At 74.0% G+C, this 22,361-nt stretch carries 6 protein-coding genes; 3 read left to right on the top strand and 3 right to left on the bottom strand.

The window, feature by feature from the left end; genetic code table 11:
- Positions 1–47: 47 nt before the first annotated feature.
- Together ACH4TG_RS28615 and ccrA are read left to right on the top strand one after the other, a co-directional pair.
- Positions 48–2,882 carry an AAA family ATPase gene (locus ACH4TG_RS28615; RefSeq protein ID WP_398245430.1) on the top strand — a complete coding sequence of 945 codons (2,835 nt, stop codon included), beginning with the start codon at positions 48–50 and terminating at the stop codon, positions 2,880–2,882.
- 28 nt (positions 2,883–2,910) lie between these two features.
- Positions 2,911–4,254 (top strand): crotonyl-CoA carboxylase/reductase, encoded by a 1,344-nt coding sequence (gene ccrA, locus ACH4TG_RS28610; protein ID WP_398245429.1) that lies wholly within the window; start codon positions 2,911–2,913, stop codon positions 4,252–4,254.
- Between the two features lie 112 nt (positions 4,255–4,366).
- Here ccrA and ACH4TG_RS28605 read toward each other — a convergent pair whose 3' ends face one another.
- From ACH4TG_RS28605 to ACH4TG_RS28595, 3 genes are all read right to left on the bottom strand, one after another.
- A complete protein-coding gene (locus ACH4TG_RS28605; protein WP_398245428.1) occupies positions 4,367–6,115 on the bottom strand; it encodes a 3-hydroxyacyl-CoA dehydrogenase family protein in 1,749 nt (582 codons plus the stop codon).
- A gap of 45 nt (positions 6,116–6,160) precedes the next feature.
- Positions 6,161–6,613 carry a nuclear transport factor 2 family protein gene (locus tag ACH4TG_RS28600; RefSeq protein WP_398245427.1) on the bottom strand — a complete coding sequence of 151 codons (453 nt, stop codon included), beginning with the start codon at positions 6,611–6,613 and terminating at the stop codon, positions 6,161–6,163.
- Between the two features lie 83 nt (positions 6,614–6,696).
- Complete coding sequence (locus ACH4TG_RS28595; protein WP_398245426.1) at positions 6,697–7,887, bottom strand: cytochrome P450; 1,191 nt, start codon at positions 7,885–7,887, stop codon at positions 6,697–6,699.
- A gap of 414 nt (positions 7,888–8,301) precedes the next feature.
- Here ACH4TG_RS28595 and ACH4TG_RS28590 point away from each other — a divergent pair.
- The coding region (locus ACH4TG_RS28590) for an SDR family NAD(P)-dependent oxidoreductase (RefSeq protein ID WP_398245425.1) at positions 8,302–22,361 on the top strand (14,060 nt) is incomplete at its 3' end.

The raw sequence follows: 22,361 nt of genomic DNA, 5'->3' as shown, positions 1-22,361 counted from the left end.
AGGAGCACCTATGCCGCGGGCTGCGAGCCCGGCGGGCACCTTGTCGTGTGCCCGGTTTCTGTTGGGTAAGAGTGCGAATTGAACGGTTTGAACGGGGGCTGTTCACTGTCGTGGAATTTATTCAGCGTGAAGCACAGTTAGAGTTTCTGCGAACTGCCCTGAGGGAAGCCATTTCGGGCAGCGGTGGAACGGTTCTGGTCGAAGGTGGAATCGCCTGCGGGAAGAGCCAGACCCTGGAATGGGTGATCGACGAGGCTGCCCGTGCCGGGGTGACCCTGCTGAGCGCGGCGGGGTCGCCCGCCGAGGGCGGCGCACCGCTGGGTGTCGTCGCCCAGTTACTCGACGGCGCGCCGCCGCTGACCGGACTCCCGTCCGCGGTGGAGGGCGCCGCCGACCAGCGGCCCGGCCGGTTCGCCCGGCAACTCACCGCGGCCGTACGGGACATGGCTGAGCAGGCGCCGGTCGTCATCGGTGTCGACGACCTGCAGCACGCGGACGCCGAGTCGCTGCACTGCCTGCTCCAGCTGGCGCGGTTGACCCGGCGCAGCCGCGTCCTGATGGTCCTCACCCAGCCCCTGCACGGCGGGCCGCGCGACCCGCAGTTCGCCGTCGAGCTGCTCCGCCAGCCCGCGGTGCACCGGATGCGGCTGCCGCTCCTCGACCCGGACGGCGTCGCCGAAGTCCTCGCCGGGCACAGCGACATGCCGGCCAGCGCCGCGGACGCCGCCGAGCTGCACCAGCTGACCGGCGGCAACCCGCTGCTGCTGCGCGCGCTCATCGAGGACTGCCGGCGCTCGGAGACCTACTGGTCCTCGGGCGTCGCCCGGCTGGCGGCGGGGGAGCTGTTCGGGCAGGCGCTGCTGACGTGCCTGCGCCGCGGCGGCGAGAACACCTGGGAGGTGGCCGCCGCCCTCGCGGTACTCGGGGACGCGGCCGACACCGAGTCCCTCGGACGGGTCGCCGAGGCCACCTCCTGGAGCGTCGACGAGGCGCTGCAGGCGCTGGAGTCCGCCGGCATCGTCGACGGCGCGCGGTTCCGCGACCCGGTGGCGCAGTCGGTGGTGCTCGACAGCCTCGACGCGGGCGAGCGCGGCCGGCTGCACCGGCACGTGGCCTGCCTGCTCAAGGACCAGGGCGCACGCCCTTCCGAAGTGGCCGCGCACCTGCTCGCGGGGGGCGAGGTGCCCGACCCGTGGGGAGCGGCCGTGCTGCGGGAGGCCGCCGAGGCCGCGCTGCACGAGGACGACGCCCGGCTCGCCATCGACTACCTGGAGCTGGCCTGCGCCGGCTGCGACGACGAGCGCGTCCGCATCGACATCCGGTTGCGGCTGGCCGCCGTGCTGTGGCGGGTCGACCCCACCGCGGCCGAGCTCCGGCACCTTCCCGACGTGGTCGCCACCGCGGCCCGCACCCGGCTCCCGGCGCACACCGCCGGCCGGCTGGCCAACCTGCTGATCGGCCACGGCCGGGTGGAGGAGGCCCGCGAGATCATCGGCGGCCTCAAGGAGCGGGCGTCCTCCGGCCAGTGGGCCGCCGCGCAGGCGGCCCTGGACCTGGTGGCCCCCCTGTCGGGGCGCTGGTACGCCGAGGGCGACGAGGGGCCGCAGGACCACCCGGCGCCCGGGGACTTGACGGCCCCGGCGTCCCTCGACGGGCCGCCGCGCTTCCCCGTCCTGCCGCCCGACAGCGGCGGCGAAGGGTCGGTCGAGCGCTTCTTGCGGGTGTCCCCGCTGATCGACGTGACGCTGACGCCGATCGTCAACGCGGTGGTGTCGCTGTACTACGGCGACCGGCTGGAAGCGGCCGAGGACGCCTGCCGGAAGTTCCTGGAGGAGGCCGGCCGGCGGCGCGCGCCCGGCTGGCGGGCCGTGTTCGCCGCCCTGCGGGCCGACATCGCCCTGCGCGGCGGCCGGTTGGAGGCCGCCGCGGAGTACGCCCGGGAGTCGCTGCGCGGCGTCTCCGACTGCAACGGGAGCTTCTTCCTCGGCGGCCCGCTGGCGGTGCTGGTCCTCACCCACACCGCGGCGGGCGACTACACCGCGGCGGCAAGGAGGCTCAACCAGCCTGTGCCCGACGCCCTCCTCAAGAGCGTCTACGGGCTTGGATACCTGCGCGCGCGGGGCCACTTCCACCTGGCCACCGACCAACCCGAGGCCGCGCTCGCGGACTTCATGACCGCCGGTCGGCTCGCCGTCCGCTGGGGCGTGGACCGCCCGGTGCTGCTGCCCTGGCGCACCGACGCCGCCCAGGCTCTCTACCAGCTGGAACGGGTCGACCGCGCCGAGCGGTTGATCGTCGACCAGATGCGGATGCCGGACGCGGTGTACCCGCGGGTGCGCGGGGTCGCGCTGCGGCTGCGGGCGCAGAGCGTCGACCTCAAGCTGCGGCCGTCGCTGCTGGCCCGCGCGGTCGAGGACCTGCACCGCTCGGGCGACCGGCTGGAACTGGCCCGCACCGTCAGCGTGCTGGGCGAGACGTACCGCGAACTGGGCGAGACCACCCGGTCGATCGCGGTCACTCGCCGGGCCCTGCACCTGGCCCGCGAGTGCGGCGCCGAGCCGCTGTGCGAGGAGTCGGGGCAGCGGCTGCGCGAGGGCGAGCGCAAGCGGGTTCAGGACCTCGGCCCGGCGGGCGGCGCGCCCGCGGAACCCGCCGAGGGCGACGTGCTGGGCGCGGAGGCCGAGGCCAAGCTCAGCGATTCCGAGAAGCGGGTCGCGGCCCTGGCGGCCTGCGGATACACCAACCGGGAGATCTCGGCGAAGCTGTTCGTGACGATCAGCACCGTCGAGCAGCACCTGACCCGGGTCTACCGCAAGCTCAACATCACCAGGCGGCACCAACTCCCGCTGGAAGTGCACCTGCCGACCAACGAGATCGCCTGACCGCCGGGTCAGGACGGGAGGACCGCTCATGCAGCAGATCGTCGACGCCGTGCTCGCGGGAGCGGGAGCCGAGGACTTCCTCGCGCTCCCGGTGCCGGAGAGCCATCGCGGCGCGGCCGTGCTCCGCGAGGAGACCGGCATGTTCGAGGGGCTCGCGACACGGGACAAGGACCCCGCCAAGTCCCTGCACACCGTCGAGGTCGCGACCCCCGAACCCGGGCCGGGCGAGGCGCTGATCGCCGTGATGGCCAGCGCGATCAACTACAACACGGTGTGGAGCGCGATCTTCGAACCGCTGCCGACGTTCACCTTCCTCGACCGGTACGCGCGCAGCAGCCCGGAGGCGGCGCGGCACGCGCAGCCGTACCACGTGCTCGGCTCGGACCTGTCCGGCGTGGTGCTGCGCACCGGGCCGGGTGTGCGGAACTGGAAGCCGGGCGACCAGGTCGTCGCGCACTGCCTGAGCGTGGAGCTGGAGTCGGCGGACGGGCACGACGACACGATGCTCGACCCCGAGCAGCGGATCTGGGGCTTCGAGACCAACTTCGGCGGGCTCGCGGAGCTGGCCCTGGTCAAGTCCAACCAGCTGATGCCCAAGCCCCGCCACCTCACCTGGGAGGAGTCCGCGTCCTCCGGGCTGGTGAACTCCACCGCCTACCGGCAGTTGGTCTCGCGCAACGGCGCCGCACTCAAGCAGGGCGATGTGGTGCTGATCTGGGGCGCGGGCGGCGGCCTCGGCTCCTACGCCACCCAACTGGCCCTGAACGGCGGGGCGGTGCCGGTGTGCGTGGTCTCCGATCCGCACAAGGCCGAGCTGGTGCGCGCCATGGGCGCGGACCTGGTCATCGACCGGGCCGCGGAGGGCTACCGGTTCTGGAAGGACCCGCAGACGCCCGACCCCCGCGAGTGGAAGCGGTTCGGCGCGCGGATACGCGAGCTGACCGGCGGCGAGGACCCGGACATCGTGCTGGAGCACCCCGGCCGGGAGACCTTCGGCGCCAGCGTCTTCGTCACCCGCCGCGGCGGCACCGTCGTCACCTGCGCCTCGACCTCAGGGTTCCGGCACGAGTACGACAACCGCTACCTGTGGATGTCGCTGAAGCGGATCGTCGGCTCGCACTTCGCGAACTACCGGGAGGCGTGGGAGGCCAACCGCCTGATCACCAAGGGCATGGTGCACCCGACGCTGTCCACGGTCTATCCGCTGGAGGCCACCGGCGAGGCGACCCGCGCCGTCCACCGCAACGAGCACAGCGGGAAGGTGGGTGTGCTGTGCCTGGCGCCCGGTGAGGGGCTCGGCGTGACCGACCCGGAGACCCGCGAGAAGCACCTGCCGAAGATCGACCGGTTCCGCAGCCCGGCGGCCGGCTGAAGCCGGCGGTGGCGCGCGGCCCGGGCGGGTGCGCGCCACCGCCCTCCTCCTCGACCGTGGCGCGCCGTCCGGCCTAGTCCTGTCGCCCGGCGGCCCCGGCGGCCGGCCGCGGTCAGCGGGCCTCGTGCACCAGGAATCCGCGCCCGGTCTTGCGTCCCAGGAACCCGCGCTCGACCAGCCTGGTGAGTGCGGGTCCCGGCGCCAGCGCCGGATCGCCCGACGCGGCGTGCAGGCTCGTCAGGATCTGCACCGCGACGTCCAGGCCGATCACGTCCAGGAGGTGCAGCGGCCCCATCGGGAAGCCGTGGACGCCGGTCATCACCGCGTCCACGTCCTCCGGCGGGATCCCGTGCCGCTCGGTCAGCGCGATCGCCCGGTTCAGATACGGGAAGAGCAGCGCGTTGACGATGAAGCCGGCCCGGTCGTGGCACTCCACCGGGTGCTTGCCCAGGGCGAGCGCCGCGTCCCTGGCGCGGGCCGCGCACGCCGGCGACGTCTCCGCCGTCCGCACCACCTCGACCAGCCGCATCACGGGCGCGGGGTTGAAGAAGTGCAGGCCCACCACCGCGTGCGGCCGGCCGGAGGCCGCCGCGCACGCGGACACCGGAAGGCTGGAGGTCGTCGTGGCCAGCAGCGCGTCCTGGTGGGCGGCCCGGCCCAGCCGGGCGAAGACCTCCCGCTTCGCGGCCAGTTCCTCCGCGATCGCCTCGACCACCAGATCGCAGCCGCCGAGCGCGTCCAGGTCCGCCGCCGCGGTCAGCCGGCTCAGCGCAGCGTCGGCCCGGTCGGGCGTCAGCTTGCCGCGCGCCACCGCCCGGCCCAGCGAGCGCTCGACGGCGACGAGCGCCTCCTTGGCCCTGCTCTCGCTGCGGGCCACCAGCACCGTCGGCACCCCGGCGCGTGCGCACACCTCGGCGATGCCGGTGCCCATCGTCCCGGAGCCCACCACGCCGACCGCCGACAGCGGCGGTCGGCCGCCGCGCGCCCGCGCATCGTGCGCGCCCGGTTGCGCGGCCGTCCGGTAGTCGTGGAAGCCGCGACCGGCCTTGCGGCCGGTCAGGCCGGCCGCCGCGCGGTGCGTCAGCATCGGGGCGGGCGCGTAGCAGGCGTCGCCGGTCCGCTCGTGCAGCGCGGCCAGGGTGTCGTGCGCGGTGTCCAGGCCGATGTCGTCCAGCCGGGCCAGCGGCCCGACCGGCAGCCCGCAGCCGAGGGTCATCGCGGCGTCGATGTCCCCAGCGGACGCGTAGCCCTCGGCGAGCATCCTCACCGCGTCGTTCAGGTACGCCGCCAGCAGCGCGCCGCCGACGAACCCCGGCAGGTCCGCGCCGGGCAGCGGCGCCAGCCCCAGCGAGCGGACCAGAGCGGCGGCCGCCTCCCGTACCGCGGGCGCGGTGGACGGCGTGACCGCCAGCTCCACCGCGGGCCCGGCCGGCGGGCGGCGCAGCGCCGGATCGGGCGGGAAGACGTGCAGGGCGACCAGCCGTGCCGCCAGGCGCTCGTCCGCGGAGGCGACGGCCGTCAGCGGGAACGCGGTCGTCGTTGACGCGAACACCGCGTCCTCGCCGACGAGTTCCACGATCCGGCGCAGCATCGCGGCCTTGACGTCCAGGCGTTCCGGCAGCGCCTCGACGACCAGATCGGCGCCGGCGGCGTCCGCCGGCCGGAAGGACCAGTCGATGCGGTCCCGCACCTCCGGTTCACCTGCGAGCGCGACGTGCAGGGCGCGGCGCCGCAGTGCGCAGCTCTCCTCGTCGCGCTCGATCACCACCACCGACCGGCCGTGGCGGGCCAGCAGCGCGGCCAGATGGGAACCGACCCGGCCGGCCCCGATCACGGCGACGCGCGAAAAGGGCCCGCTCACCGCCGGCCCTCCTCAGCCGCGGTTCCTGCGGTCCGGTGCACCGCGTCACTTCCTCTCGATGACGGTGACGTCGGAGCTCCCGTAGAGCGCCATCATCCGGTCGACCAGGCCGACCGCGTTGACGCGGATCGTCATGACCATCTTGACCCGGATCATCTTCTCCTCCGGGTCCTCCGGCGGGGTGGCGGGCAGGAGGCCCGACTCGGCCATCGCCGGGCCGGCCAGCGGCAGGTAGTTGAAGGTCGAGATCATCGGAACCGACGCCCACTGGCCGTCCTTCGACGCCACCGGCATGGCCGCGTCCTCGAAGGCGCCGGAGAAGACGGCGGCCGCGGCGCGCTGGCTCAGCGCGTGCAGGCCGTGCTGCTTGCCGTTGCCCACCGGGTCCTCGAAGGTGCAGTCCTCGGCGTACAGCTGCAGCAGGCCCTCCACGTTGCCGTCATTGATCATCCGGCAGTGCTCGAGAATGAGCCACTTGGCCCGTTCCTCGTCGGTCATCGTGTCTGCTCCGGTGGTCGTGAAGGCGGTCGGGACAGCGGGCACAGGGGGGGAGGGGCGGGCCGGCGGAGCCGGGCCGAGGGTCAGGCGTGGACGACCGAGACCGGCAGCGACTTCACCCCGAAGAAGTTGCGGTCGTAGAACTCCAGCGGATCGGTGCGGTCCAGCCGCACGTCGCGGTAGCGGTCGAAGAGGAGGTTGAGAGCCACCCTCCCCTCCAGCCGGGCCAGCGGCGCGCCGATGCAGAAGTGGATCCCCTTGCCGAACGCCAGGTGCGGGTTGGGCGTGCGGGTGATGTCGAACCGGTCCGGCTCGTCGAACTGCCGCTCGTCGCGGTTGGCCGACGCCAGCCACGGGATGACGATCGACCGCTCCGGGATCACCACGCCGCCGATCTCCACGTCCCGGGTCGTGTACCGGCCGGTGATGGTGAACGGCGGCCGGTACCGCATGACTTCCTCGAGCGCGGCGGGGATCAGGGAGCGGTCGGCGCGCAGCGCCGCGGCCGCCTCCGGGTGCTCCTCGAAGCACAGGATCGAGCTGCTCAGCATCATCGTCGTCGTGATGTGGCCGGCGATCAGCAGCAGCCGGGCGAAGTTGACGGCCTCCTCCGACGAGATCGGCTCGCCGTCCACCTCGCTGGTGGCCATCTTGCTGAGCAGGTCGTCACCCGGCCGGGCCCGCCGCTCCTCCAGCATGCCGTCGAGGTAGTAGTCCATCTCCTCGATCGCGGTCCGCAGCCGCTCGTAGTTCTCCGGCAGGTCGATGCCGACGATCTTGGCGGCGATGATGCGGTCCGCCCAGTGCCGGAAGATCGGCCGGTCCTCGGCGGGCACGCCCAGCAGCTCGGCGATCACGATCACCGGCAGCGGGTGGGTGAGATGCCGCACCAGGTCGAACCGCTCCATGTCCACCGTGGCGTCGAGCAGTTCGCGGCCGATCTCGGCGATCCGAGGCTCCAGTGCGGCCACCGTCCGCGGCGTGAACACCCGGCTGATCCCGCGGCGCAGATGATGGTGCTCGGGCGGGTCGATCTGCGCCAGGTCACCGCGGGCGATCTCCGCCGCCTTCGGCGACACCGGGGTCGGGTCGGAGGAGAAGTCGGCCGGGTCCGACAGCACCCGCTGCACGTCCGCGTACCGCAGCACGTGCCAACTGCCGTTGTCGTCACGGAACACCGGACGGTCGTCGCGCATACGGCGCAGCCACGCGAACAGTTCACCGCCTCCGTCGGCGGCCGACGGCGGGCTGAGCGACACAACGGAATCGGTCACGCGAGGCTCCCAGCGTATGGCGCGGCCTTGGAGTCGGCCTTTTGTTCACGCCGCGAATAAGGCAGGTTTTTTGCCGACTTCGATCGCCAGTGGACGGTAACAGCGTGCGGCAGCGGACCGAACCCCAGAATAGGCATAGGGGGTGGGAGCGGCGCTTTAGGGGGGACCCCTCAGGCGGTAGGGGTCGGGGGGGTCCGGGACCCCGGTTGACGGGCCTGTTCTGCCCTGATGGGATCAGGAAACGGTCCACGCCCGCCCCCTCCGGAATCACGCGGACGACGGCGCGCGGAGAGCGGTAAACCGAGTGATCGGGACGCGCACTCCGCATTCCGTCCGGGCGGTGAAACATTTGTGTTTCCGTGCGGCCTGCACCACCCCCTGGTCGTGGGATTCCAAAGGAGCTCTGACGTACTGGTGGCGGACACAAGTGCCGACAGGAATTCGCTGGACGGACACGGCGGCGACCCTGCCGGACCGGGCGAACCCATCGCCGTCATCGGGGTCTCCTGCCGGCTGCCGGGAGCCGCCGACCCGGCGGCGTTCTGGGACCTGCTGCGGCGCGGCGGCGACGCCGTGACCGAACTCGCCGGCCCGCGCTGGCCGGTGGACGGCGACCAGGAACGGCGCCCAGAGCGCGGCGGGTTCATCGACGCCGAGCGGATCGAGGGCTTCGACGCGGAGTTCTTCGCCGTCACGCCCCGCGAGGCCGCCCTCATGGACCCGCAGCAGCGGCTCGCCCTCGAACTCGGCTGGGAGGCACTGGAGGACGCCGGCATCGCCGCCCTCCACCCCGCCTCCCGGTCCGGGACCGCTGCGGCTCGGGAGCAACGGAGCGGAACCTGCGGTGTGTTCCTCGGCGTCATCGCCGACGACTACGCCACCCTCAGCGCCCGCACGGGCCCTGCCACCGCGCACACCCTCACCGGCCTGCACCGCAGCCTCGTCGCCAACCGCATCTCCTACGCACTGGGCCTGAGCGGTCCGAGCCTGACCGTCGACGCCGGGCAGTCCTCCTCGCTCGTCTCGGTCCACCTCGCCTGCGAGAGCCTGCGCAGCGGCGAGTCGAGGGTCGCCCTGGCCGGCGGCGTGAACCTCAACCTCGTGCCGGAGACCACCGAGCGGATCACCGCCTTCGGCGCGCTGTCGCCCGACGGGCGGTGCTTCACCTTCGACGAGCGCGCCAACGGCTACGTCCGCGGCGAAGGCGGCGCCGTCCTCGTCCTCAAGCGGCTGAGCGACGCGGTCGCCGCCGGCGACCCCATCCGCTGCGTGCTGCTCGGCAGCGCGGTCAACAACGACGGCGGCGGCCCGAGCCTCACCACCCCCCACCAGGCCGCCCAGGAGGACCTCCTGCGCAGCGCCTACCGGCAGGCCGGGGTCGACCCGTCGCAGGTGCAGTACGTCGAACTGCACGGCACCGGCACCCGCGTCGGCGACCCGGTCGAGGCTCGGGCGCTCGGCGCCGTCCTCGGGGCGGAGCGCGACCCGCGGGCGCCGCTGGCGGTCGGCTCGGTCAAGACCAACGTCGGCCACCTGGAAGGCGCAGCGGGCGTGACCGGCCTGCTCAAGCTGGTCCTCAGCGTCCAGCACCGGGCGCTCCCGCCGAGCCTCAACTACCGCCGCCCCAACCCCGGGATCCCGCTGGCGGACCTGCACCTGAAGGTGCACACCGGGAACGGGGCGACCGGCTGGCCCGACGCCGAGCGGCCGCTGCTGGGCGCCGTCTCCTCCTTCGGGATGGGAGGCACCAACTGCCATGTGGTGGTGGGCGAACGGCCCGCGCTCACCGCTCCCGGCGGCGCGTCCTCCGACGAACCCGCGGCGGACGGCACCCCCCGCACGGCAACAGGCCCCGCCCAGCCCGCAGGCGAGCGGGGACCCCTCGGTGACCTGAGGCTCGTGCCCTGGCCGGTGTCCGCGCGCTCCGCCGCCGCGCTGCGCGGCCAGGCCGAGCGGCTCCTGCCCGTCGCGGACGCCTGCGCCGACGCCTTGTCCGGCGCGGCGGGCGGTGCGCCCGGACTGCGCCCGGTCGGTCGCGCCCTCGCCCTCTCCCGTGCGGCGTTCGAGCACCGCGGCGTCGTCCTCGCCGCCGAACCCGCCGACGCCGGCGGCGCGCTCGGCATGCTCGCCACCGGCATGCCCGCGGCCGGCCTGGTGAGCGGCGCGGTGCGCGCCGGCGGGAGCTGGGTGGCCCTGGTGTTCCCGGGCCAGGGCTCGCAGTGGGCGGGCATGGCGATGGAACTCCTCGCCTCCTCACCGGTGTTCGCGGCCAGGATGGGGGAGTGCGACGCTGCACTGGCCCCCCACCTCGGCAGCTCGGTCGTCGACGCCATCGGTGAGGGCGCCCTGGACGACGTGCTCGTCGTCCAGGCGGCGCTGTGGGCCGTGATGGTGTCGCTGGCCGCGGTGTGGCGGTCGGTGGGCGTCGAGCCGGGTGCCGTCATCGGCCACAGCCAGGGTGAGATCGCGGCCGCCTGCGTCGCGGGCGCCCTGTCGGTCGAGGACGCCGCGAAGGTCGTCGTGCTGCGCGCGAAGGTGATCCGCGCGACGCTGTCCGGACGCGGCGGGATGCTGTCCGTCGGGCAGCCCGTCGGCGCCGTCATGGACCGCATCGCCCGCTGGGGCGACCGGCTGTGCGTCGGGTCGGTGAACGGTCCCTCGTCCACCGTCGTGTCCGGCGACCTGGACGCGCTGGCCGAACTGCGGGCCGCCTGCGAGGGCGACGGGATCCGCGCCCGTCGCGTCGACATCGACTACGCGTCGCACTCCGCCCAAGTGGACGCGATCAGTGAGGAGTTGCTGGACGCCCTCGCCGGCATCACGCCGGCCGCCTCCGACGTGCCGTTCTACTCCACGGTCACCGGCGGCAGGCTCGACACCCGCGAGCTGGACGCCTCCTACTGGCTGGCCAACCTCCGCCGCCAGGTGCGGTTCGACGAGACCGTCCGCGTCCTGCTGGCCGACGGGTTCGGGTACTTCGTCGAGTCCAGCCCGCACCCCGTACTCGCCGTGGGCCTCGCCGAGACGTTCGAGGACGCCGGGTTCGACGCCGTCGCCCTCGGCACGTTGCGCCGCCACGAAGGCGGCCAGGAGCGGTTCCTGACCTCCCTGGCCGAGGGGTGGGTGCGCGGCCTGCCGGTCGACTGGCAGGCCGTCTTCGCCGGCACGCCCGGCGCCCATGTGGAGCTGCCCACCTACGCGTTCCAGCGCCGCCGCCACTGGGTCGACACCGCGAGCACCCCGCGGCGCCCCACACCGCGGCTGCCCGTCACCGGCACCCCGGACCAGGACCCGGGCGAAGGCCACGACCTGCGCCAGGGCCAGGACGGCACCGGCGAACCGGCCTCCTCCGCCTCGCCGTTCACCGCCTCCTCCTTCGCCGCACGGCTGGCCGCCCTGCGCCCGTCCGAGCAGGACACCACGCTCCTCAGGTTCGTCCTGGCGCACGCGGCGGCCGTCGCCGGCCAGCCGTCGCCCGACGCGCTCGACCCCGAACACACCTTCAAGGACCTCGGGTTCGACTCGCACCTGTCGGTGCAGCTGCGCAACCAGATCGCCGAGCAGGCCGAGGTGGCGCTGCCCGCCACCGTCCTCTTCGACCAGCCCACGCCCTCCGCGCTCGCCCGCTTCCTGCGCGGCGCCCTGCTGGACGGGCCCGCCGCCACCGACACGCCCGTCCCGCCGTCCGGCCGACCCGACACCGACGACGACCCCGTCGCCATCGTCGCCATGGCCTGCCGGCTGCCCGGCGGCGTCGACTCGCCCGAGGCGCTGTGGGACGTCGTCGCGGACGGCCGGGACGTCATCGGGGACTTCCCCGGCAACCGCGGCTGGGACGTCGAGCGCCTCTACGACCCGCAGGCGCAGCGGTCGGCCACCAGCTACGTCCGGCACGGCGGATTCCTGGGCGACGCACCGGACTTCGACGCCGGGCTGTTCGGGATCTCACCGCGCGAGGCCCTGGCCATGGACCCGCAGCAGCGGCTGCTGATGGAGACCTCGTGGGAGGCGGTGGAACGCGCCGGCATCGATCCGCTGTCGCTGCGCGGCACCCGCACCGGCGTCTTCTTCGGCGCGATGTTCCAGGAGTACGGGCCGCAACTGCAGTACGGCGCCCACGGCGTGGAGGGCCACCGCCTCACCGGCACGCTGACCAGCGTCGCGTCGGGACGGCTGGCCTACACCCTCGGGCTGGAAGGGCCGGCCGTCACGCTCGACACGGCCTGCTCGTCGTCGCTGGTCGCGCTGCACTGGGCGATCCGCTCGCTGCGCTCGGGCGAGTGCGCCATGGCGATCGCCGGCGGCGTCACGATCATGTCCACGCCGGGCATGTTCGTCGAGCTGAGCCGGCAGGGCGCGCTGTCCCCCGACGGCCGATGCAAGGCGTTCTCCGCCGCCGCCGACGGCACCGGCTGGGCCGAGGGCGTCGGCGTGCTGGTGGTCGAGCGGCTGTCCGACGCCCGCCGCAACGGCCACCAGGTGCTCGCCCTGATCCGCGGATCCGCCACCAACCAGGACGGTGCGAGCAACGGCCTGACCGCGCCGCACGGGCCCTCCCAGGAGCGGGTGATCCGCGACGCGCTCGCCGACGCCCGGCTGACCGCCGCCCAGGTCGACGCCGTCGAAGCGCACGGCACCGGCACCCGGCTCGGCGACCCCATCGAGGCCCAGGCGCTCCTCGCCACCTACGGGCAGGGCCGCGCGGAGGACCGCCCGCTGCTGCTGGGCTCGGTCAAGTCCAACATCGGGCACACCCAGGCCGCGGCCGGTGTCGCGGGTGTGATCAAGATGGTGCTGGCCCTGCACCACGAGGAACTGCCCCGCACCCTGCACGCCGGCGTCCCCTCGCCGCACGTCGACTGGTCCGGCGGCGTCACCCTTCTCACCGAGCCGGTGGCGTGGACCCGCGGAGACCGGCCGCGCCGCGCGGGCGTCTCGTCGTTCGGCATCAGCGGCACCAACGCGCACCTCATCCTCGAAGAGGCCGAGCCGGAGCCCGCACCAGCATCGGAGTCCGGGCCCGACGCCGCACCCGCTTCCGTGGCGGGGAACGCCCAGGCCGCGAACGGGGCCGGAACGGCGTCCGAGCCGTCCCCGGCGTCCGCGCCCGACGCCGCGCCGTTCACCGGCAGTGCCGCCGTGCACCCGGAGCCGCTCCCCGTCGTGACCGGTGCCGCCGTGCCGTGGCCGCTGTCCGGTCAGTCGCCCGCCGCGCTGCGCGCCCAGGCGGGCCGCCTCGCCGACTGGGCGGCCGGTACCGGAGACGACGACGGGCCCGCTGCCACCGAACGGGGCCGCGCCGCCACCGGCCACGCCCTGGCGACCACCCGCGCGGTCCTCGAACACCGGGCCGTCGTGCTCGCCGCGGATCCGGAGGGCACGCGCGGCGCGCTGGCCGCGCTCGCCGGCGGCGCTCCCACCGCGAACGCCGTCGCCGGCGCGGCGGACCTGCGCGGACGGACCGTCTTCGTCTTCCCCGGCCAGGGTTCGCAGTGGCGCGGCATGGCCGCCGAACTCCTCGACACCTCACCGGTGTTCGCCCACCGCTTCGCCGAGTGCGAGAGCGCACTGGCCGCCTATGTCGACTGGTCCGCCGCCGACGTGGTCCGCGACGCGCCCGGCGCGCCGTCGCTTGACCTGATCGAAGTCCTGCAGCCCGTCCTGTTCGCCGTCAACGTGTCGCTGGCCGCGATGTGGCGTGCTGCGGGCGTAGAGCCGGGCGCGGTCGTCGGCAGCAGCCAGGGCGAGATCGCCGCGGCCTGCGTCGCCGGTGCCCTCACCCTCGCCGACGCCGTGCGCGTCGTCGTCCTGCGCAGTGCCCTGTTCGCCGAGGAACTCGTCGGCAACGGCGCCGTCGCCTCGGTCGCGCTGACCGCCGACGCGCTGGAGGAGCGGCTCGCCGCCTGGGACGGCCGCCTCACCGCGGCAGGACGCAACGGGCCCACCGCGCAGACCGTCGCCGGGGACGAGGCGTCGCTGGCCGCGTTCGTCGCCGCCTGCAAGGACGACGGGATCCGGGCCCGCGTCATCGGCTCCACCGTCGCGTCCCACTGCGCCCAGGTCGACCCGCTGCGCGACCGCATCCTGCGGATGTTCGCGGACGTCACCCCCGCCGAGGGGGACGTCCCCTTCTACTCGACCGTCACCGGCGGACCGCTGGACCCGCGGCGGCTCGACGCCGGCTACTGGTTCGACAACACCCGCCGGCCGGTCGACTTCGAGGCCGCCGTCCGCGCACTCCTCGACGACGGCTTCCGGTTCTTCGTCGAGAACAGCGCCCACCCCGTGCTGACCCCCGCCATGCAGGAGACCTTCGAGGACGCCGGGACCGACGCCGTCGCCCTCGGCACGCTGCGCCGCGACGAGGGCGGCCCCGGCCGCTTCCTTACCTCCCTTGCCGAGGGCTGGGTCCGCGGCCTGCCCGGCGTGGACTGGACCCGGCTGCTGCCCGCGCCCGACGGCCGGCGCGTCCACCTGCCCACCTACGCCTTCCAGCGCGCGCGGTACTGGCTGGAGCCGGCCGCTGGCACCGGCGTCGAGGTGGGCAGCCTCGGCCTGACCGCGACCGGCCACCCCATGCTCGGCGCGGCCGTGCGGCTCGCCGACGAGGACACCCTGCTGCTCACCGGCCGGATCTCGCTGCGCACCCACCCGTGGCTCGCCGACCACGCGGCCCTGGACACGGTGCTGCTCCCGGGTGCGGCCTTCGCGGAACTCGCCCTGCACGCGGCCGAGCTGACCGGCTGCCCCCAGGTGGAGGAACTCACCCTGGAGGCCCCGCTGATCCTGCACGGCCAGGACGGCGTGCAGGTGCAGCTCACCGTCGCCGCCCCGGACGCGGCCGGCCGCCGCGACCTGCGGGTCCACTCCCGTCCCGACCGCGGCGGCAGCGACGCCCACGCCGACGCCGGCCCGTGGACGCGGCACGCGGCGGGCGTCCTCGCCCCGGACGCGCCCGCCACCCCCGAACCGCTGACCGCGTGGCCCCCGGCGGACGCCCGGCCGGTCGCCGTCGCCGAGTTCTACGCGGGCCTGGACGCGATCGGCTACGGCTACGGCCCCGCCTTCCGCCGCGTCCGCGCGGCGTGGCGGTCCGGCTCCGACCTCTACGCCGAGGTGGCCCTCGGTGACGAGCAGGCCGAGGACGCCGGTGCGTACGGCGTCCATCCCGCCCTGCTGGACGCCGCGTTGCACATCTCGCTGGCCCATGTCGACGGGCTGCGGCTGCCGTTCGCGTGGCGCGGACTGGCACTGCACGCCGTCCACGCCGCCGCGGCACGCGTCCGCGTCACGCCCCTCGGCCCCGACACGGTCGCCCTGACCCTCGCGGACGCCACCGGTGCGCCGCTGGCGTCGATCGACTCCCTCACCCTGCTGCCCGTCAGCGAGGAGCAGTTGAGCAGGGCCGGTCGCCTGGGCACGCCCGCCGACGAGGCGCTCTTCCGGCTCGACTGGCAGCCCGCGCCCACCGCGCAGCCCGCGACCACATGGCTGACCATCGGACCCGAGGGCGGCGACAACGGCGTGGCCGACGTCGCGGAGCTTCTCGCCCGCATCGACGCCGGTGACGCCGAGGCCCCGCGGACCGCCCTCGTCCGCCTCGGCGCGCACGGCAGCGACGACGCGAACGGGACGACGGCCCGTACCTCAGTCGACGCCGCGCTTCCCGCCAGCGCCCGGGCCACGACCGCCGAGACCCTGGACCTGCTCAGGACCTGGCTCGGCGACGAGCGGCTGAGCGGCTCGCGGCTGGTGGTGGTGACCCGCGGCGCGGTGTCCACCGCACCTGGCGAGGACGTCACCGACCTGGCCACCGCACCCGTCTGGGGCCTGATCCGCAGCGCCCAGTCCGAGCACCCGGGCCGCCTCGTCCTGGTCGACACCGACGACAGCACCGCGTCCCGGGACGCGATGGCCGCCGCCGTCGCCACCGCAGTGGCGCAGAACGAGACCCATCTCGCCCTGCGTGAGGGCGAGATGCGGCTGCCCCGGCTGGTCCGGGCCGCGCCCGTCGCCGTCACCGGCGGCACCGGCGCCCCGGGCGCCGACGGCACTCCCGGTTCTGGCAGCCCCCTGGCCGACCCGCACGGGACGGTCCTGATCACCGGCGGAACCGGAGCCCTCGGCTCCCTCCTGGCCGGCCACCTCGTCGCCGAGCACGGCATCCGCCACCTCGTCCTCACGAGCCGCCGCGGCCCCGGCACGGACAGCGCCGACGAACTCACGGCACGGCTCCTCGCCGGCGGCGCGGAGACCGTCGAGATCGTCGCCTGCGACGTGGCGGACCGGCGGGCGCTGGCCGCGCTGCTCGACGCCGTTCCGTCCGACCGGCCGCTGACGGGTGTGGTGCACGCGGCCGGCGTGCTGGACGACGGACTCGTGCTGTCCCTCACCGACGACCAGCTGTCCCGCGTGCTGGCGCCGAAGGTGGACGCCGCCGTCCACCTGCACGAGCTGACCCGCCACATGGACCTCACGCTGTTCGTGCTCTTCTCCTCCATCGCCGCGACCTTCGGCAACCCCGGCCAGGCCGACTACGCCGCCGCCAACGCCTTCCTCGACGCGCTCGCCGCCCGCCGCCACGCGGAGGGCCTGCCCGCCCACTCCCTCGCGTGGGGCCTGTGGTCCGAGGTCGGCAGCATGGGCGCCCACCTGGACGACGGCGACCTCGCCTGGCTCCGCGCCTCCGGCGTCACGGCGCTCCCCGCGGACCTCGGCCTGGCCCTCTTCGACGCGGCAACCGCCACCGGCGGGCCCTGCCTCGTCCCCGTCTCCCTTGACCTGGCCGCCCTCCGCAACGAGGCCGCCCGCGGCGCCCTGCGACCGGCCTTCCGCGGCCTGGTCCGCGCACGCCGCACCGCCGCGACCGCGGCACCGGCCGACCACGCCACCGACCTTCAGCACCGCCTCACCGTCCTCGACCCGCAGGAGCAGGACAAGCTCCTGCTCGACCTGGTCCGCGAACAGGCCGCCGCCGTCCTGGCGTTGCCGACGCCCGACACGATCTCCGTACGCCGCAGCTTCAAGGACTTCGGCTTCGACTCGCTGACCGCCCTGCAACTCCGCAACGCCCTCGCCACGTCCACCGGCCTCCGGCTCCCCGCCACCCTCGTCTTCGACTACCCGACGCCCCAGGCACTCGCCGGCTTCCTCCGCACCCTCGTGCTGGGCGCCGACACCGCAGCACCCGTCGACCGGGCCGGACAGGCCACCGCCGTGGCCCCGGCGGATGCGGCACACCGGGCCTCCGGCCCGGACGACGCAGCGAATGAACCCGTGGCGATCGTGGGGATGGCGTGCCGGTATCCGGGTGGTGTGGGTTCGCCTGAGGAGTTGTGGTCGCTGGTTGCTTCGGGTGGTGATGCGGTGTCGGGGTTCCCGGTGGATCGCGGGTGGAACGTGGAGGAGTTGTTCGATCCGAATCCGGGTGTGGTGGGTCGGAGTTATGCGCGTGAGGGTGGATTCCTCTATGACGCGGGGGAGTTCGATGCGGGCTTCTTCGGGGTGTCTCCGCGTGAGGCGTTGTCGATGGATCCGCAGCAGCGGTTGCTGCTGGAGGCGTCGTGGGAGGTGCTGGAGCGGGCGGGGATCGACCCGGGTGCGTTGAGGGGCAGCGCGACGGGTGTCTTCACCGGCGTCATGCACCACGACTACGGCTCCACCGGCGACCGCCCCGAGGAACTCGAGGGCTACGCCGTCACCAGCACGCAGGGCAGCGTCGCCTCCGGCCGGGTGTCCTACACCTTCGGGTTCGAGGGCCCGGCGATGACGGTGGACACGGCGTGCTCGTCGTCGCTGGTCGCCCTGCACCTGGCCGCGCAAGCGCTGCGGTCGGGAGAGTGCTCGCTCGCCCTGGCCGGAGGCGTCACCGTCATGGCGACCCCGTGGGTGTTCGTCGAGTTCAGCCGGCAGCGCGGCATGGCGCCCGACGGCCGGAGCAAGGCGTTCTCCTCGGCGGCAGACGGCGCGGGGTGGGGTGAAGGCGTCGGCGTCCTGCTGCTGGAACGGCTCTCCGACGCCCGCCGCAACGGCCACCGCGTGCTGGCGGTGGTGAAGGGTTCCGCGGTCAACCAGGACGGCGCGTCGAACGGGCTGACCGCGCCCAACGGGCCGTCGCAGGAACGGGTGATCCGGGCCGCGCTGGCCAGCGCCGGGTTGTCGGCGGCCGACGTGGACGCGGTCGAGGCACACGGAACCGGCACCGCCCTGGGCGACCCGATCGAGGCGCAGGCGCTGCTGGCGACGTACGGGCAGGAGCGGGCCGGCGAACAGCCGTTGTGGCTGGGCTCGGTGAAGTCGAACATCGGGCACACGCAGGCCGCCGCGGGTGTCGCGGGCGTGATCAAGATGGTCGAGGCGATGCGCCACGGCGTGCTGCCCAAGACCCTCCACGTGGACGAGCCGACACCGCACGTCGACTGGTCCAGCGGCGCGGTGGAGCTGCTGACCGACGCCCTGGACTGGACCCCGGGTGACCGCCCCCGGCGGGCCGCCGTCTCGTCGTTCGGCATCAGCGGGACGAACGCTCACGTGATCCTGGAGGAGCCGAAGGCCCTGGCGACGGCTGGCGACACTGCCGAAGTCATTCCGGACGCCGGTGCGTTGGGGTCGCTCGCGGTGGCGCCGTGGGTGGTGTCCGGGAGGTCGCCCGCGGCGCTGCGCGGCCAAGCCGAGCGCCTCGCGGCCTTCGTCGAGGCCGGCGGCGACGAGAACCCCCCGGCGGACATCGGCTTTTCCCTCGCAACGTCCCGCACCGCACTGGAGCACCGCAGCGTGGTGCTGGCCCCCGACCTCACCGCTGGAGTCGCCGGCCTCGTCGCTCTGGCCGGCGACGAAGCCGCCGCCCACGTCGTGTCGGGCGCGGTGATGCGGGATCCCGGCCGGGTGGTGTTCGTGTTCCCGGGTCAGGGGTCGCAGTGGGCGGGTATGGCGGTGGGGTTGTTCGACTCGTCGCCGGTGTTCGCTGCGCGGTTGGCGGAGTGTGATGCGGCGCTGGAGCCGTACTTGGGCTGCTCCGTCGTTGACGCGATTCGGGCGGGCGCCCTTGACGATGTTGTGGTTGTCCAGGCCGCGTTGTGGGCGGTGATGGTGTCGCTGGCGGCGGTGTGGCGGTCGGTGGGTGTGGAGCCTGGGGCGGTCATTGGTCACAGTCAGGGTGAGATTGCGGCGGCGTGCGTGGCGGGTGCGTTGTCGGTGGAGGATGCGGCGAGGGTGGTGGCGCTGCGGGCGCGGGCCATTCGCGGGACGTTGTCCGGCCGTGGTGGGATGGTGTCGGTGGCTCTGCCGGCTGAGGCGGTGCGGGAGCGGATCGCGGGCTGGGACGGCCGGATCTCCGTCGCTTCGGTGAACGGGCCCTCTTCGACGGTCGTATCCGGTGAAGTGGATGCTCTGGATGAGCTGTTGGCGTCCTGCGAGGGCGACGGTGTGCGGGCGCGTCGCATCGATGTCGACTACGCCTCGCATTCCGCGCAGGTGGATGCGATCCGTGATGAGGTCGTGGAGACGCTGGCCGGGATCACGCCGACGTCCTCAAGTATCCCGTTCTACTCGACGGTCACCGGCGGCAAGCTCGACACGACGGCCCTTGATGCCGAGTACTGGGTGACCAACCTCCGTCAGGAGGTGCGCTTCGATGAGACCGTCCGGGCCCTACTGGCCGATGGGTTCGGCTACTTCGTGGAGTCCAGTGCCCACCCGGTGCTGGCGGTCGGCCTGGCCGAGACCTTTGAGGACACGGGTTCCGATGCCGTCGCGCTGGGCACGCTGCGTCGCGACGAGGGCGGCCAGGAACGCTTCCTGACCTCACTGGCGGAGGGCTGGGTCCGCGGTCTGCCCGTGGACTGGCGGGCGGTCTTCGCCGGCACCCCCGCCCACCGCGTGGACCTTCCCACCTACGCCTTTCAGCACGAGCGCTACTGGCTGACCGGCGAGAGCAGTCGTACCGGAGATCCGAGTGGGCTCGGGCAGGAGCCGGTCGATCACCCGCTGTTGGGTGCGGTGGTGCGGCTGGCGGGGTCGGATCAGGTGGTGCTGACCGGGCGGTTGTCGCTGGCGGCGCATGCGTGGCTCGGTGATCACCGCGTGGAGGGCACGGTTCTGGTGCCGGGGGCTGCTCTGGCGGAGTGGGCGTTGCGGGCCGCGGATGAGGTGGGGTGCGGCCGGGTCGAGGAGTTGACGCTTCAGGTGCCGCTCGTCGTTCCGGAGACCGGCGGGGTGCAGGTGCAGGTGGCCGTCGGTGCGCCGGACGCGGACGGCCGGCGCGAACTCGCCATTCACTCCCGGATGGACAACGGCGCGCCGGGCGACCAGCCGTGGACGCGGAACGCCGTGGGCACGCTGCTCGACGGCACCGCGGACACCCTGGACGCGCTCACGGCGTGGCCACCGCCAGGTGCTGAACCCGTTCCTGTCGACGGCTTCTACGAGCGGGCAGCAGAGGCCGGTTACGGCTACGGGCCGGCATTCCAGGGCCTGCGTGCAGCATGGCGCGACGGCGACGACCTCTACGCCGAGGTGACGTTGCCGGAGGCCGCGGTCAAGGACGCGGCCCGGTTCGGCATCCACCCGGCCCTGCTTGACGCCGCGCTCCAGGCCGTGTTGCTGGAACACCCTGACGGCTCACCGGTGCGACTCCCGTTCGCCTGGTCCGACGTGGTCCTGGGTGCGGTCGGCGCGACGTCCGTACGGGTGCGGCTGCGGGCGTCGGGACCGGACACGGTGGCGGTCACGGTAACCGACACCGCGGGTGCCCTGGTGCTGTCCGTGGCGTCCCTCGTGCTGCGCGCAATAGCGGGCGACGAGCTGCGCGGCGCCGGCTCGGGCGCGGTCGACGGGCTGTTCCGCGTCGACTGGATACGGGCCATTTCGGCGGAGAGCGACCCGGCCGCGGCCGACTGCGTCCTCGTGCCGGGGACGGCGGCCCTCGCCGCGCTTGCCAGCGCCCCGCAGCCCGTTCCGCCGCTCGTAGCCGTGGTCCTGCCCCAGGCTCCCGCCGCCTCGGCCCCGGACGATGTGCCGGGCGCGGTCGGGGACGCGGTGAGCAGTGCTCTGGGTCTGGTCCAGGAGTGGCTGGCCGAGGAGCGGTTCGCCGGGTCGCGGCTGGTTGTGGTGACCCGTGGTGCGGTGGCGACCCACGCGGGTGAGTCCGTCGCTGATCTGGTGAATGCCCCGGTGTGGGGTCTGGTGCGCAGCGCGCAGGCCGAGAATCCCGGGCGGTTCCTGCTGGTCGACACCGACCACGCGGTGGAGACGGCCACTGCTCTCGACCTGGCCCTCGGCGTGGCGGTGGCGGGGGGTGAGCCGCAGGTGGCGGTGCGCGGTGGTGAGGTGCTGGTGCCGCGGCTGGTGCGGGCGCCTGCCGGTGGCGGGGGTCTGGTGCCGCCCGCCGAGGGCGCGTGGCGGCTGGTCGCCTCCGGAGGGACGCTCGACGGGCTCGCCCTGGCACCCAATCCCACGGCCGAGGCGCCCCTCGCCGCCGGCCAGATCCGCGTCGAGATCCGCGCGGCCGGCGTCAACTTCCGTGACGTGGTGGTGAGTCTGGGCCTGGTCAGCACCGAGGAATCGCTCGGCTGCGAGGGCGCGGGTGTCGTGGCCGAGGTCGGGCCGGGTGTCGAGGGTGTCGTGGTGGGGGACCGGGTGATGGGCCTGCTGCCGGAGTCCTTCGGCCCGCTGGCGGTGGTGGACGAGCGGCTCGTCGTCCCGATGCCGGCGGGGTGGAGCTTCGAGCAGGCGGCCGCCGTCCCGGCGGTGTTCCTCACCGCGTGGATCGGTCTCGCCGACCTCGGCGAACTCACATCCGGGCAGCGGGTGTTGATCCACGCCGCGACCGGTGGTGTGGGTATGGCGGCGACGCAACTGGCCCGCCACTGGGGTGCGGAGGTGTTCGGAACCGCCAGCGAGGGGAAGTGGGACACGCTCCGGGAGATGGGCTTCGACGAGGACCACATCGCCTCCTCCCGCACCCTCGCCTTCGAGAACGCCGTCATGACTGCCACCGGTGGCGACGGAGTCGACGTCGTACTGGACTGCCTGGCGCGGGAGTTCGTGGACGCGTCGTTGCGGCTGCTGCCGCGCGGCGGCCGGTTCCTGGAGATGGGCAAGACCGACATCCGCGACCCGCAGACCGTTGCAGCCGAGCACCCAGGCGTCGTCTACCGGGCCTACGACCTTGCGAGGGCGGACCCGCAGCGTGTCGGGGTGATCCTGCGGGAGTTGGTGGGGTTGTTCGAGCGGGGTGTGCTGGGGTCGTTGCCGGTGCGGGTGTGGGATGTGCGGCGGGCTGGTGAGGCGTTGCGGTTCATGTCGCAGGCGCGGCATGTGGGCAAGGTCGTGTTGCGGCTGCCGCGCCCGGTCGATGCGTCACGTGCCGTGCTGGTGACGGGTGGTACGGGTCTGCTCGGTGGTGTGGTGGCGCGGCATCTGGTGGCCTCGTACGGGGTGCGGGATGTGGTGCTGGCCAGCCGGCGGGGGATCGA

The sequence above is a fragment of the Streptomyces sp. NPDC020917 genome (genome assembly GCF_044333795.1).
Classification (GTDB): Bacteria; Actinomycetota; Actinomycetes; order Streptomycetales; family Streptomycetaceae; genus Actinacidiphila.
The sequence above is the reverse complement of the archived record's forward strand: the minus strand, read 5'-3'. Positions and strand labels throughout refer to the sequence as shown.

Coding starts and splice junctions, on each gene's coding strand:
- ccrA (WP_398245429.1), top strand. CDS start 2,911: ATGCAGCAGATCGTCGACGCCGTGCTCGCGGGAGCGGGAGCCGAGGAC.
- ACH4TG_RS28600 (WP_398245427.1), bottom strand. CDS start 6,613: ATGACCGACGAGGAACGGGCCAAGTGGCTCATTCTCGAGCACTGCCGG.